General features: G+C 67.7%; 9 protein-coding genes and 1 tRNA gene. 6 read left to right on the top strand and 4 right to left on the bottom strand.

Annotated features, from left to right (window positions below; all coding sequences use genetic code 11):
- Positions 1-118 precede the first annotated feature (118 nt).
- The gene (locus GXP74_RS37270) at positions 119-1,657 is read left to right on the top strand and encodes a DoxX family membrane protein (protein ID WP_225448465.1); all 1,539 of its coding nucleotides are present in this window, start codon (positions 119-121) and stop codon (positions 1,655-1,657) included.
- Positions 1,658-1,741: 84 nt separating this feature from the next.
- Here GXP74_RS37270 and GXP74_RS37265 read toward each other — a convergent pair whose 3' ends face one another.
- The 3 genes from GXP74_RS37265 to GXP74_RS37255 form a co-directional block, all read right to left on the bottom strand.
- On the bottom strand, positions 1,742-2,509 hold the full coding sequence (locus tag GXP74_RS37265; protein WP_182455612.1) for a nucleotidyltransferase family protein: 768 nt from the start codon (positions 2,507-2,509) through the stop codon (positions 1,742-1,744).
- A 235-nt stretch (positions 2,510-2,744) separates the two neighbouring features.
- Positions 2,745-3,245, bottom strand: a complete 501-nt coding sequence (locus GXP74_RS37260; RefSeq protein WP_182455611.1) for a hypothetical protein — start codon at positions 3,243-3,245, stop codon at positions 2,745-2,747.
- A gap of 164 nt (positions 3,246-3,409) precedes the next feature.
- Positions 3,410-4,522: an ABC transporter ATP-binding protein gene (locus tag GXP74_RS37255; RefSeq protein ID WP_182455610.1), complete on the bottom strand. Its 1,113-nt coding sequence runs from the start codon at positions 4,520-4,522 to the stop codon at positions 3,410-3,412.
- Between the two features lie 339 nt (positions 4,523-4,861).
- Between GXP74_RS37255 and GXP74_RS37250 the strand changes: the two genes are divergently transcribed.
- The 5 genes from GXP74_RS37250 (at position 4,862) to GXP74_RS37230 (ending at position 11,287) form a co-directional block, all read left to right on the top strand.
- Positions 4,862-4,938, top strand: a tRNA-Thr gene (locus tag GXP74_RS37250).
- Positions 4,939-5,434: 496 nt separating this feature from the next.
- Positions 5,435-6,712 carry an ATP/GTP-binding protein gene (locus tag GXP74_RS37245; RefSeq protein WP_182455609.1) on the top strand — a complete coding sequence of 426 codons (1,278 nt, stop codon included), beginning with the start codon at positions 5,435-5,437 and terminating at the stop codon, positions 6,710-6,712.
- Positions 6,712-7,461, top strand: coding sequence for an RloB family protein (locus GXP74_RS37240; protein WP_182455608.1), 750 nt, complete (start codon positions 6,712-6,714; stop codon positions 7,459-7,461). The genes GXP74_RS37245 and GXP74_RS37240 overlap by 1 nt, the downstream gene beginning before the upstream one ends.
- A gap of 54 nt (positions 7,462-7,515) precedes the next feature.
- Positions 7,516-10,107 (top strand): class I SAM-dependent DNA methyltransferase, encoded by a 2,592-nt coding sequence (locus GXP74_RS37235; RefSeq protein ID WP_182455607.1) that lies wholly within the window; start codon positions 7,516-7,518, stop codon positions 10,105-10,107.
- A complete protein-coding gene (locus GXP74_RS37230; protein ID WP_225448464.1) occupies positions 10,097-11,287 on the top strand; it encodes a restriction endonuclease subunit S in 1,191 nt (396 codons plus the stop codon). The genes GXP74_RS37235 and GXP74_RS37230 overlap by 11 nt, the downstream gene beginning before the upstream one ends.
- 216 nt (positions 11,288-11,503) lie before the next feature.
- Here the strand turns inward: GXP74_RS37230 and GXP74_RS37225 are convergent, their stop codons facing one another.
- Entirely contained in the window at positions 11,504-12,877 is a 1,374-nt protein-coding gene (locus GXP74_RS37225) for an IS1380 family transposase (protein ID WP_182455605.1), read from the bottom strand.
- Positions 12,878-13,450: the final 573 nt, after the last annotated feature.

The raw sequence follows: 13,450 nt of genomic DNA, 5'->3' as shown, positions 1-13,450 counted from the left end.
CGCGCGCCCGCGCCCCGCGCGCCCGCGCCCGCGCCGCCGGGCCTGTGTTGTCGGGGGGCGTCGCAACGGGTGTCGGCGTAGGGGGTGTCCAAACGGGGCCTCGGGCGGTTAGTGGGGTGTGGAGACCAGAACACCTACGCGCCCGAAGCAGGCATCGGCCGAGGGGATAGACGCCGAGCCGGGGCTCTACGGGGTCAAGGTTCCGACCGACCCGGCCCGGCTCAATACCACCACGGCCAGCTTCCGGGTGCGCTTGGGCGCGCCGGTGAGCCCGCTGTTCGATGCCCCGCTCATGTCCGACGACACCCAGCAGCTGGTCGTCCCCGGCTTCCCGGCGGTGACCAGCGCGGGCCTGCCGCTGTTCAGCGCGCAGCAGCTGGCCCCGGCGCAGCCGCCCCGGCGCAAGCCCCGGGTCACCCCGATCACCTGGACCGGCGGCGCCGCGCCGCTGCTGGACGCCGTCCGGCAGGGCGGCTCGCCGATGCTGCCCCGGCAGCAGGCCCCGGACGTCACCCAGGCGCTGTTCCGCAACGAGCCCGCGTACGCCCAGTACCCGGACTACCGGTCGGCCGCCGGTCCCGACCCGCGCGCCAACCGCTTCGCCGAGGACGAGGCGTACCGGCTGGACCCGCGTGATCCCGCAGAACCGGTACGCCACGCCTGGTACCCGGGGCGGCGGGTGGACCTCGGTCTGGTGCTGCTGCCGCTGCGGTTGTTCCTCGGCGGCATCTCGATCTACGCCGGGTTCAGCAAGCTGTGCGACCCGGTGTACTTCAACGGCGGCGTACGCGGCTCGATGATGCACTGGCTACAGTCGCTGCACCCCTGGCCGGTGGCGCGCCCGCTGCTCGACCAGGCGCTCACCCATCCGGTGGGCGCGGGCCTGGGCGTGGCCTTCGCCCAGATCGTGGTCGGCGTGCTGTGCGTCTTCGGCCTGTGGCAGCGGCTCGCGGCGGCGACCGGGATGGTCCTCTCGGTGCTGCTGCTGGTCACCGTCAGCTGGCGCTCGGCGCCGGTCTACGACGCGCCGCAGATCATCTACCTGGCGGCCTGGAGTCCGCTGCTGCTGGCCGGGGCGCCGCTGTTCTCGCTGGACGGGCGGCTCGCCATCGAGGCGTGGCGTCGGCTCGGCGAGCGCGCGCCGGTCTCCCGCCTGCGGCGTCGGGTGCTGCGGCGCGGCTTCGTGGTCGCGGTCATGGTGGTCGGCTCGACGCTGCTGCTGGGCTCGGTCATGGGCGCGGCGGTGCGCGCCAACCGGACGGTCGCCACCGTGGTGCCGGACAGCCCCGGCGTGCCGACCGTCTACCCGAACCCGATGTGGCCCACCACGGCGCCCAGCGCCCACCCGGTCGGCGCCAAGCCCTCCGCGCACGCCCACGGCGCGGCCAAGCCGCACGCGTCCGCCAAGGCGTCCGCGTCCCCCACGGCCCACCACACGGCGAGCAGGCACCACAGCGGTACCGCCGGGACGGGCGCGACCGCCAGTACCACCGCCACCACCGGCAGCGGCGGCGGGACCACCGGCGGCCAGTCGTCGTCCGGCAGCGGGAGCGGCAGCACCGCCCCGTCGCCGTCGGCGAGCCACCACCACCGCACGGGATCCCCGTCGTCCGGCCCCAGCGCGGGCAACGGCGTGCTCGGCGGGCTGCTCGGCTGAGCGGCCGTCGGGCCGCGAAGCGCCTCGGCCCCGTGCCGACTGTGATCCACAGTCGGCACGGGGCCGAGGTCGTCCGGTCGGGCGTCAGTCCGTCGAGCTGCGGCTCGCGGCGAGCTCCTTGGCAGCCTCGGAGAGGTCCTTGGCGGTGTCGATGGCCCGCCAGTAGACCCCCTGCGGGAGCTCCCAGCCGGTCAGCCGGCGCTCGCGCGCGAGCCTCGGGAAGGTGCTCCGCTCGTGGTCGCCGAGCTCCGGCAGCATGGACGCGAACGCGGCGGAGAACACGTACACACCCGCGTTGATCAGGTACGGCGACGGCGGCGCCTCGATGAAGTCGAGGATGTTGCCGAACTGGTCGGTGTCGACCGTGCCCCAGGGCAGGCGCGGTCGGGCCAGTGCGAGGGTCGCGTGGGCGTCCCGCTCGGCGTGGAAGTCCGCCATGTCGCGGAGCCGGAAGCGGGTCCAGATGTCGCCGTTGGTGGCGTACCAGGGCTCGCCCTGGCGGGGGAGCGAAGCGGCGGCGAACTTCAGGCCGCCACCCCGGCCGAGCGGCTCGGTCTCGACGACCGTGGTGACGTCGAGCGGCAGGTCGGTCTCCTTGAGGTACGTCTGCAGTACCTCGGCGAGGTGGCCGCAGGAGATGACGACGTCGGTCACACCCTCCTCGGCCAGCCACTGGAGCTGGTGGCCGATGATGGGGACCCCGGTGCCCGGGATCTCGATCATCGGCTTGGGGCGGGTGTCGGTGTAGGGGCGCAGGCGCGAGCCCTGACCGCCGGCCAGGATCACAGCCTGAGTAACGGGCGGTGAGGCCAGCGGAGAACCCTCTGTGGAGGGGATGAGGTCAGCGGTCATGGGAGCACCCTATGGGGCGAAGGTGACGACGCGTGCACAGGTCGGAGCGCTGACAGCGCCCGGGGCTCGGCGCGCGCTCGAACCGCGCGCCGAGAGCCCCCTGCCGCGTCCCTGTCCTGCCCCTGCCCCGCCCCTCCTGAGGCCGTGCACCGGCCTTGCCGTGTCCCACGCCGTGGGCCCTGTGCTGGCCCTGTACTGGGGTTGCCCGCCCTCGTCGTTCGCGAGCAGGGGGCGCTCAGTTGCTCCCGGCGAGGGTTCCGGCGGCGAACGAGCCGTCGCAGACCGGGCGGGCGAAGGACTGGGCGCGACGGATGTCGCCCCGGTACTTGCGCACGGCGGCCTGGCCGAGGTCCCGGGCGATGCCGGTGCAGTACTGGGTCAGCGAGGGCTGCTGCTGCATCGCCTGCTGTAGCGAGTCCAGCGCGACACCGGGGTTCTGGTTGTTCAACTGCTGCATCAGCCGCCCCCGCAGGGCATCCTGGGGACTGACCGCGTCCGAGCCGGAGGAGCCGGAGGAGCCGGAGGAGCCGGAGGAGTCGGAGGAACCGGTCGAGCCGGTCGAGCCGGTCGAGCCGTTCGGCGAGGAGGCGTTGGCGGCGAGGACCTGCTGCTGCTCGCCGCCGTTCCCGGACGGTGCCCAGGGGACGCGGGTGACCGCGAGGGTTCCGGTCGTCACCAGGACGACGGGCAGGACGAAGGCGAGGGATCTGCCGAGACGGCGCGCTAGGTGCTTCACGTCCGTGATGCTAGCGGTGGGTAATGATTTGGCGACATTTAGTCACCCGAATGAGTGAGGTTTCCTGGAGTTTCAGCTGTTCGGCCGGACCGGCCCCGGACGCGGCGCTGCCCCGACCGGAGGACCGGTCGGGGCAGCGGCACATCACGTACGGGACGGACTCGTCAGTCGCTGAGACGCAGACCGGTCGAGGTGGAGAAGACGTGGGTCTCACCGGCGCGCGGGACGACGTGCAGCACCTCGCCCTTGTGCGGGACGGCCCGGCCGCTGACCCGGACGACCAGGTCCTTGTCCTCGTCGCCGACCTTGGCGGTGCCGTAGACGTAGCCGTCGGCGCCGAGCTCCTCGACCACGTTCACGGTCACGGCCAGCCCGCGGCCGCCCTTGGCCAGCGCCTCGTTCTCGGAGACCAGGTCCAGGTGCTCGGGGCGGACGCCGATGGTGACCGTGCGGTCACCGGCGTCGGCCGCGCCACCGATGGCGCTGCGGGGCACCGGGAGGAGCGTGTCGCCGAACTTCACGCCGCCGTCCACCAGCGGGACCTCGACCAGGTTCATCGCGGGCGAGCCGATGAAGCCGGCCACGAACAGGTTCGCCGGGCGGTCGTACATGTTGCGCGGGCTGTCGACCTGCTGGAGCAGGCCGTCCTTCAGCACCGCGACCCGGTCACCCATGGTCATGGCCTCGACCTGGTCGTGGGTGACGTAGACGGTGGTGATGCCCAGGCGGCGCTGGAGCGAGGCGATCTGGGTGCGGGTCTGCACGCGGAGCTTGGCGTCCAGGTTCGACAGCGGCTCGTCCATGAGGAAGACCTGCGGCTCGCGGACGATCGCCCGGCCCATCGCGACACGCTGGCGCTGACCACCGGACAGGGCCTTCGGCTTGCGGTCCAGGTAGTCGGTGAGGTCGAGGATCTTCCCGGCCTCCTCGACCTTGCGGCGGATCTCGGCCTTGTTGACCCCGGCGATCTTCAGGGCGAAGCCCATGTTGTCGGCCACGGTCATGTGCGGGTACAGCGCGTAGTTCTGGAACACCATGGCGATGTTCCGGTCCTTGGGCGGGAGGTGGGTGACGTCGCGGTCGCCGATCCGGATGGCGCCGTCGTTCACGTCCTCCAGGCCCGCGAGCATCCGCAGGCTGGTCGACTTGCCACAGCCGGAGGGGCCGACGAGGACGAGGAACTCGCCGTCGGCGATGTCGAGCTCAAGCGCGTCGACTGCGGGCTTCTGGCCACCGGGGTAGAGCCGGGTCGCCTTGTCGAACGTCACGGTAGGCATAGCTGTGCACTCCTTCACCGGCAGGAACGTGCCGGACGATCCGAGTAAAGGTGGATATACACCCCCCGCCCGGACCCGCCCTGCTCGGGCGGCTCCTCCACGGAAGAGGTCTAGTCCACCGTTCGAGGTGAACTCCTGGTGACGCTACCCGGGCGAAGCGGCCTTGTCAGCCCCCTGACGTGCCCGATTGCCTGCATCCACCATCTTTAATCCCACCCAAACCACCCCATACGACAAAAATCTCCCCCACCCCGACCCGCGAACCACCGGACAGTCCCCCCTCTCGGTTGGGTAGACTCCACCCTGGTCCTGCCGTGGCCCGCCGCGGACAGGTACCAGGCCCCCTTAGCTCAGTTGGCCAGAGCACCGCTCTTGTAAAGCGAAGGTCGTCGGTTCGAATCCGACAGGGGGCTCCAGCTTGACCATGCGCAGCCGATTTGACCTGGCCTTTCCCCGGTTCATGCCAATGACTCTCACGTTCTCGCTCTACGCATTCAATGCGTGGGTCGAGGGTTGGCGCAGCTTCCCACGATCAGGGGGGCACTTGCGCTGGTAAAGCCAGGGATCAGGATCTCCAGATTTAGCCGGGCAACTGGGACATCCAGGGTTTCTGCCGCCTCCCTCGCTGAAGGGGAGGCCGAGGGGAGGCCATGGCGTCTGGGCGGCGTTGGCGGGGAGGAAGATCGGGGACTCTTGGTGTATGGGCAGTTGTTTCGGCAGCTTCCATCACTGGTCGCCCTGGGGAGGGCTGCGCTCAGATCTGTCCACGGTCTTTGATTGCCATGTGACGCTGCGTGAACTCTGCGGTCGTCGCAGAAGATGCTGATCGGGGGCCCGTCTGCCACTTGTTCGCACGTTGGGGAGGCGCTGGGCTGATCACACGGTTACCCTGTGCGCGGAGAGGAGGACACCGTGCTGCTGAGATTCCGTGTAGCGAACCTGCGTTCCCTGCGCGAGGAGCTGGAGCTGTCCTTTGTCGTACCTCCGAAGAGTGATACGGCCAACGCTCGGACCATCGTCCTCTCTGATGGCAAGGAGTTGTCGGTCTACCCGCTGCTCGGGATCTTCGGAGCGAACGCGTCAGGCAAGTCCAATGTTCTCTCCGCCTTGACGTGGATGCGTGACGCGGTCCTCAACTCGTACGCTCAATGGACCTCCTACCAGGGGATTCCACGTGAGGCGTTTGCACTGGACCCCAAGGCAGCTGCTGAGACGACGTTCTGCGAAGTGGATTTCGTCCTAGAAGACGGTATCCGCCGCACCTACGGTTTCGAGCTGGGCAGCTCACGGGTTGAAGCGGAGTGGCTGTTCGCTTACCCCAAGGGCCGCAAGCAGACGTGGTTCGAGCGGGACGCCTCCCGTCCCCAGGTGTTCGATTTCCCCAACAGGCGGATCCAGGACAGCGCACGACTTGCTCGTACCACCCGCCCCAATGCGCTGATGCTCTCTCAAGCTGCAACGGACAATCATCCGCAGCTGACAGACATCTACGAATGGTTCCGGGGCAACCTCTGGGCGATCAACCCCGAGGCCGAGCGATCCCAACGTGAGAGCTACACAGCTCTGCAGCTCAAGGACGAGAGCAACCGAGTCCGGATCGAAGAACTACTGAAGGTCGCCGACCTCGGAATCGTCGGCACCGATGTCGTCCAAGGCACTGACGGCAAGGCCCCGCAGGTTCGTCTGTTGCACCTCGACGGTGCCCAGGGCGATTCGGCCACTTCGCTCGACTGGAAGTACGAGTCCTACGGCACCCGATCCTGGTTCGCTCTCATCGGCCCCTTGCTGTTGGCGCTCGACCAGGGGGCGGTTCTGCTGATTGATGAACTGGACGCGAGCCTGCACCCCCGCTTCGCGGCTGAGGTGGTACGCATCTTCCAGACTCCCTGGGTGAACACCCGAGGAGCACAGTTGGTCTTCACCGCTCATGACCCGTCACTGCTTCGCGGCCAGGGCGGCCTTCGCCTGCTGGAGCCAGGCCAGGCGTGGCTCACGGAGAAGGACGAGTGCGGCGCTACCTCCATGTTCCCGCTGTCCGACTTGGAGCCCACGGCAGCCGAGGACCTGATGATGTCCTACCTGGACGGTGCCTTCGGTGGTGTTCCGCGGGTCACTGAAGGCAAGATCGGACGCAAACTGCTGGCTGCGTCCGCAGACCGAGCTCGATCGCTGGAGGCAGGGAAGTCCTGATGGGGAGGCAGAGGGGGAAGGACGACGCACACCGTCCCAAGGGGAACAGGAGTAAGCAGGATCTGCGGAAGCGGCTCCTCTACGTCTACACCGAGGGCGAGGTCACCGAGCCTGAGTACATTGATGCGGTTCTTGCCTTGCACTGCCCTGAGCCGGCGAAGCGCACCGTGGAGGTGCATCACCCCAACGCGAGCAGCACTGGCTCCATGCGCAAGCCGCTGCCCATGATTCGGGCTGCGGCTGAGACCGTGCGTGAGGTGGAGAGGACAGCTCGTAAGGCTGGACTGGATCCGGCGAAGGACTGGGCCTGGCCGCAGGTCTGGGTGCTCTTCGACCGTGACGATCACAAGCAGATCCCTACAGCCTTCGCCGAGGCCAAGAAGGCCGGCGTCAATATTGCGTACTCGCACCCCTGCTTTGAGTTCTGGCGCCTGCTGCACTACCAGAACTACACCAGCACCTTCGCCGGAGTCTGCGACAGTGCCGCTGACCGTCTCCGGGCTCAGGCCGGGAGTCCGCATCGGGAGCAGGTCGGCTTCGCCCAGTCCTATGGGCCGACCTTCACGAGCGTGAGCCGCGAGCAGGCGAAACATGTGAAGGCGGGGCAGCTGAAAGGCCAATACACCGCAGCGCGGAACTTCGCCCGGAAGATCAACGAGCAGCACACTGGTCCCGACCAGAACGCCTGGGACCCCTACACCGACGTCTGGAGCTTCGTCGAGCAGGCGCTGGAAATCGAGAAGTACTGAAAGCCGTAGGCTTCCCTGTGCGCCTAAGTTCCACCACAGCATCGGGAGTCGTACGTGGCCAAGCTCACCCTCGCGCAATTGGAACGCCACCTCTTCACGGCGGCGGACATCCTGCGAGGCACCATGGATGCGGCGGAGTACCGTGACTTCATCCTGGTGCTGATGTTCCTCAAGCGCGTCAACGACGAGTACGAGGTGGCGCGGGCCGCGATCGCTGCGGAGGGCAAGGACCCGGATCAGTGGAGGTACTACTCCAGGCGGGGTGTGCTGTTCGTCCCTGAGGACGCCCGCTGGAGGAAGGTGGCTGGGGTCACGTCGGATGTCGCCACCAGCGCCCTTGACCCCGCACTCCAAGCGCTCGCCAAGCAGGAGGGGAACGAGAACCTCGTCGGCCTGTTTGATCATGTCAACTTTAATCGCATCGGTGGAGGGGCAGCGGCGGGTACTGCTGCGGGGACCCTCGCCGATGCCCGGCTGTCAGAGCTGGTCGAGCACTTTGGGCGGATCAGTCTTCGGGGAGAGGACTTCGAGTTCCCCGACATGATCGGGGCCGCCTACGAGTACCTGATCAAGGACTTCGCCGACTCGGCCGGGAGTAAGGGCGGTGAGTTCTACACCCCGCGTGCCGTGGTCCGGTTGATGGTCGAGCTGGCCCGGCCCATGGAGAGCCATCGGATCTACGACCCCTGCGTCGGCTCCGGGGGAATGCTGATCCATGCGCTCGAGTACGTGGACGAGCATGGCGGCGACATCCGAAAGCTTCGGCTGCTGGGACAGGACGCCAACAGCGGGTCCTGGGTCATGGCCACGATGAACATGCTGTTCCATGGTGCGGACAGTTTCAGTCTGAAGACCGGTGACACGCTGACAACTCCTCTGCACCTGAAGGACCAGGAGCCGGAGGGTGCGGACCTGGTACTCAGTAACCCGCCGTTCTCGATGGACTACCGGCAGGACGACATCAAGGATCTCGACGTGCGGATGCCCTATGGGGCGACAACTGAGCGCGGTAAGGCCGACCTGATGTTCCTTCAGCACATGCTCCACATGGTGGAGAAGGCCAAGGGATCCGTATTCACGGTGATGCCGCACGGTGTGCTGTTCCGCTCGGGAGCAGAGGAGCGGATCCGCGCCGAGTTGGTGAAGGCCGGCCTGCTGGAGGCAGTGATTGGCCTGCCGCCGAACCTGTTCTACGGCACCGGCATCCCAGCCTGCATCCTGGTGCTGCGGGCCCGGGGGATGAAGGCCAGGCCGAACGAGGTGCTGTTCATCAACGCCGACCGGGAGTATCAAGCGGTGTCGGCGCAGAACGTCCTGCTGCCTGAGCATGTCGAGAAGATCGTCTCGACTTTTCACCAGCGTGGAGACCTTCCGGGGCAGGAGCGCTTCGCCCGACTCGTCACGCACGGTGAGCTGAAGGAGAACGATTACAACCTGAACATCCGTCGGTATGTGGACAACACACCGCCGCCCGAGCCGCAGGATGTGCGGGCTCACCTGACGGGCGGGGTGCCCAGGGTGGAGCTTGAGGCACGGGCGAAGCTGTGGGGGGCCTACGGGATCAAGCCGGTGGAGCTGTTCGCAGAGCGGCCGGGCGATTCGCAGTACCTGGACTTCCTGCCGGAGGGGCAGCGGCCGACGGCCTCCACGTTGGGGGAGCTCGCAGCGGAAGCCGAGGCGAGGCTGTGGGCGGCGTTCGACGCGTGGTGGCAGGGGGAAGCTCGGCAGATCGCGGCGATTGCCCCGGTGGCGGGCGATCCGCGCCCTGACGAGGAGCGTCGACTGCGGTTGGCGACGCTTCGGAAGGATCTGATCGAGTCGTTCCAGAAGCAGTTGCTCACCGTCGGTGTCCTGGACGGGCACGCGCTCTCGGGCGCGGTCGTCGGGTGGTGGTGGGCGGCGAAGAACGACCTGAAGGCGCTCTCCGTCACTGGCTTCGGTGGAGTACTGGACGGATGGATCGAGGGCGTCACGACCATGCTCGCCCCGGAACCCGACCCCCGTACCCGGGGTGCGCGCAAGCGTTCGGCGGCGGAGCGGCGGCTGGCGTACGGGCACAAGGTGGTGGCGGCGATCGCCCCAGAGTTCCTGGAGCAGCTGGCTGCGGCCGACGCGGCGAAGTCGGCCTTCGACGCTCGGGTGAAGGCTGCGGAGGCTGCGGAGGCCGCAGTGGCGGAGGCGGCCAAGTCGGGGGAGGAGGCGGACCCCGTCATGGTTGAGGCAGTACTGACGAAGCCTCAACTAGACGCACTGAAACGGGAACGGGCCAAGGCCGGGAAGGTCGTGACGGCCTTGGAGGACGCGTTCTGGCCCCTGGACCCCGCGCGAGCGCCCAGGTCCGGCGGTGAGGTGGACGGGGATCAGCAGGCGTCATTGCTGGGCGGCGATGAGAAGTTCGGCCTGCACCAGGCGCGGGCGATTGTGGCGGAGGAGGAGAGGGAGACAGATGTGGTCCTGGGTCTGCTGCGGGCCGACTTCGTCTCTGCGCTCGGAGGCCATGTGGTGCGGCGGCGGCGGGAATTGGTCGGGTCCTACGGCGTGCTGGAAGAGAAGTACGCGGTGTCGCTCCGCGAGATCCGGCAGCGCCGGGGGGCAGCGGATAAGCGGCTTGAGAAGTTCCTGAAGGAGCTCGGCTATGAGGGGTGAATCGACGGCGGCTGTGCGGTGGGTTCCGGTTGAGGAGGTTGGGGAGGTCCGCATGGGCAAGCAGCTCTCGCCTGGGAGCCGGGCGGCGACGGAACAGTTCCCATATCTGCGGGTGGCGAATGTCCTAGACGGGCGGATCGACTACTCGGATGTCAATGAGATGGGGTTTTCTGCGAACGAGCGGAAGATCTATGCTCTTCGTCCTGGCGACGTTCTGCTCAATGAAGGTCAGGAAAGCCTGTTTATGGTCGGGCGATGTGCGCTCTATATGGGTCAACCTGATGCCTATTATTTCCAGAATACGCTGATTCGTTTTAGGCCGAATCCCGCGCGAGTTATCCCCGATTATGCCCAGGTGGTATTCTCCCACTGGAGGAGGAGCGGGATTTTTGCGAAGGTGGCGGAAAAAACCAGCATCTCCCATCTGGGGGGCAAGCGATTTTCCAAGATCCCCTTTCCGCTTATTCCTCTCGAGGAGCAGCGGAGAATCGTTGCTATTCTTGATGCTGTCGAATCCATCGAGCGGGAGCTTGAAGCCGAGGTCGCCAAGGTGCGTGCGGCGGGTGTGGCCGGACTGGAGGAGATGCTGGCTCGGATGAGCTGGGACTCGGTGCTCGCCGATGCGCTGGGTTCCCCGATCCGTAACGGCTACTCGCCGTCCGCAAGTAGCGAATGGACCGGCGTTCAGATGCTAGGTCTGGGATGTCTCACGAAGGGCGGATTTCAGCCGAAGCAGCTGAAGAACGCGCCGCCGGAGGTTAGGCCCACGCATTCAGCTGTTCTTTCGGATGGCGACCTTCTAATGAGCCGAGCCAATACGCGGGAACTTGTGGGTCTGGCCGGTATTTACCGGAGCGTTGGAAGCCCGTGCATCTACCCGGATTTGATGATGCGCTTGCAGCCCTCCGCTGCGTGCGATCCGGAGTTCCTGGAAATTGTCCTGCGGTCGCTCCGTGTCCGGGGGAATCTCAGGGCCATGGCCCAGGGCACTTCGGAGAGCATGGTGAAGCTGTCCTCCGATTCAGTCTCCCGCCTGGTGATTCCCTTGCCGACGCCCGAGGAGCAGCGTCGACTGGTCCAGTGCGGACGCTTCTTTGAAGATCGCGCAAGCATGCTGCGGAGTGAGCTGCGGAAGCTCCGTGCCACCCACCAGGGGCTGATCTCCGACCTGCTTGGTTGACGTCTGCTCGGCACTCAAGCGGCGCGGGGCGAGCTGCGAGCGCCATCTATTAGCCTCGATCTTTCGTGACGGTCTGCCGGTTCGCCTGGTGGGCCGTTTCGGCTTGTCGGTTCGGTGGCGGCCGTGTTGAGGGCCCGACTGTCGCGTCGGGTGGGTGCCGGGTTCCACGACTCCGGGGTATTTCGGTTGCTCGTCGGGGTGGGTCGTTGCTGCAGGTCAGTCGGGGTTCGGTAGGGCTTGTAGCCGGGCGAAGGCTGTGGTGATCAGTTCGGTCCAGGGCCAGTGGTGGGCCAGGCGGAGGATGCGTCGGCGGCCGGTGGTGACCAGGCGGGCGGCGGCGGAGAACAGCCGCAGGCGCATGCGTTTGGGTTCCCAGCGGCGGGGGTTGCCGGTCAGGGCGAGCATGGGCATCCAGGCCAGGAGGTCCAGGGCGATCTGGACGATCTCCAGCCAGATCTGGTTCTGGGCGGTGTGGTGCAGAGGCAGGTTGCGCAGGCCGGTGTCGCGGGCGGCGCGGATCCGGTCCTCGGCGCGGGCGCGTTGGCGGTGCCGCAGTTCCAGGGCCGCGATCGCGCCGGGGGTGTTGGTGGCGAAGCAGGTAAGGCGCATTCCGTCGGCGTCGGTGAACCTCAACTGCGCTCCGGGGTGGGGCCGTTCCTTGCGGACGATCAGCCGCATCCCCTTCGGCCAGCCTTTCAGGACGTCGCCTGCGAGTTCGGCGACCCAGGCGCCGTCGCGGACCTGGCCGTCGGGTTCGACCGCGGGTGTCCAGGCCGGGACCGGGACGTGGAGCACGGCGTGGTGGACTGTGTCGGTGATCGTCATTCCGACGGAGTAGGACAGCCACCTGCCGCGTGTGGTGAGCCAGTTCAGGAAGTCGTGGGTGCCGCCGGCGGAGTCGGTGCGGATCAGGGTGCGGCGTCCGCGCCGGTGGCGTCTGGGCAGTTGGGCCAGGGCGAGGCGGGTGGTGGTGATGTGGTCGGCGGCGGTGTTGCTGCCCGCGTTGCCCGGCCGCAGCAGCCCGGCCACCGGTTCCCCGGACCCGGCCGCCCCGTGGTCGACGAACGCCATCAGGGGGTGGTGCCCGAAGGTCCGCTTCCAGGTCGCGGTCGCGTCCTGCTTCTCGGAGTGCGCCAGCACCAGTACCCCGTCGATGTCCACGATCACCTGCCCGTCCGCGTCGGGGGCGTCAGCACCGGCGAGCTTCCAGACCCGTTCGCGGACTTCGGCCCTGGCCCGGCGGATCGCGGTCAGCGCACGGGGTCCGGCCGCGGCCAGGGTCTCGACCAGGCGCGAGACGGTGGGGTCGGAGGCCACCGGCCCGAACACCTGCGGTTCGGCCCGCAGCACGGCCACGTCCGACAGGCAGTCTCCGCCCAGCGCCACCGCCAGGGCGAGGTCCAAAAGCACCTTGCCGGGATCGTGCACCGCACGCTGTTTGCGCCACGGAGCCAGCGCCGCCGATATCGCCGTGTCCAACCCGCTCTTGCGCACGGTCTCCACCAGCAGCACCCCGCCGGCCTGCGAGACCACCGCACCACCGTCGCCCTGGACGCGGACGCACGGGTAGGACCCGATAAGCTTCTTCACCTGGAGAGTGCTTCTTTCCTTGCAGCGGACAGGACCCTAGACAAGTCCCATCGTTGCAGGTCAGAAACACTCTCCATTTACTTGATCAAGGTCCGGACAGGCCCGCTCATGAAAGCGCGAGGTTAGGAAGACCGCACCCGTAAGGGCGACTTCAGTCACCTCCCCGAGCGCGAGACGTTCCTCGCCGGGCTGATCGACAGGCTCCTCGAGGGCGCGCTGATGGACAACAGCCTCGCCGCCGCGCAACGCTGCTATGGCCAGGTGGCCGTGAGCTCTGCGTTGCGTGCGGTGACCGCCCACGGCCACCTCCGTCGGGTCAAGGTGACCGTGGGCGAGGGGACGCGGATGCGCTGGGCATACCGCACCTGGTTCTCGCGCATCACATCATGCCGGAGGCCGCTCCGACCCGGTTGCTGCGCCTGCAGGAGTGCGCCGACTGCGGTGCTCCCGGGCGTCCGCACGTCTTCGTGGACGGCTGCTGCGGCACCTGTCGCGATCTTCTCGCCATGGCCGTCCCCAGGGCGCACAATGAACGCCTACGTAGTGTCGGTTCACGAAGGCGGGGCGCGAACG

Origin of the sequence: Streptacidiphilus sp. P02-A3a (assembly GCF_014084105.1) — a bacterium.
Taxonomy (GTDB): Bacteria; Actinomycetota; Actinomycetes; order Streptomycetales; family Streptomycetaceae; genus Streptacidiphilus.
The sequence above is the reverse complement of the archived record's forward strand: the minus strand, read 5'-3'. Positions and strand labels throughout refer to the sequence as shown.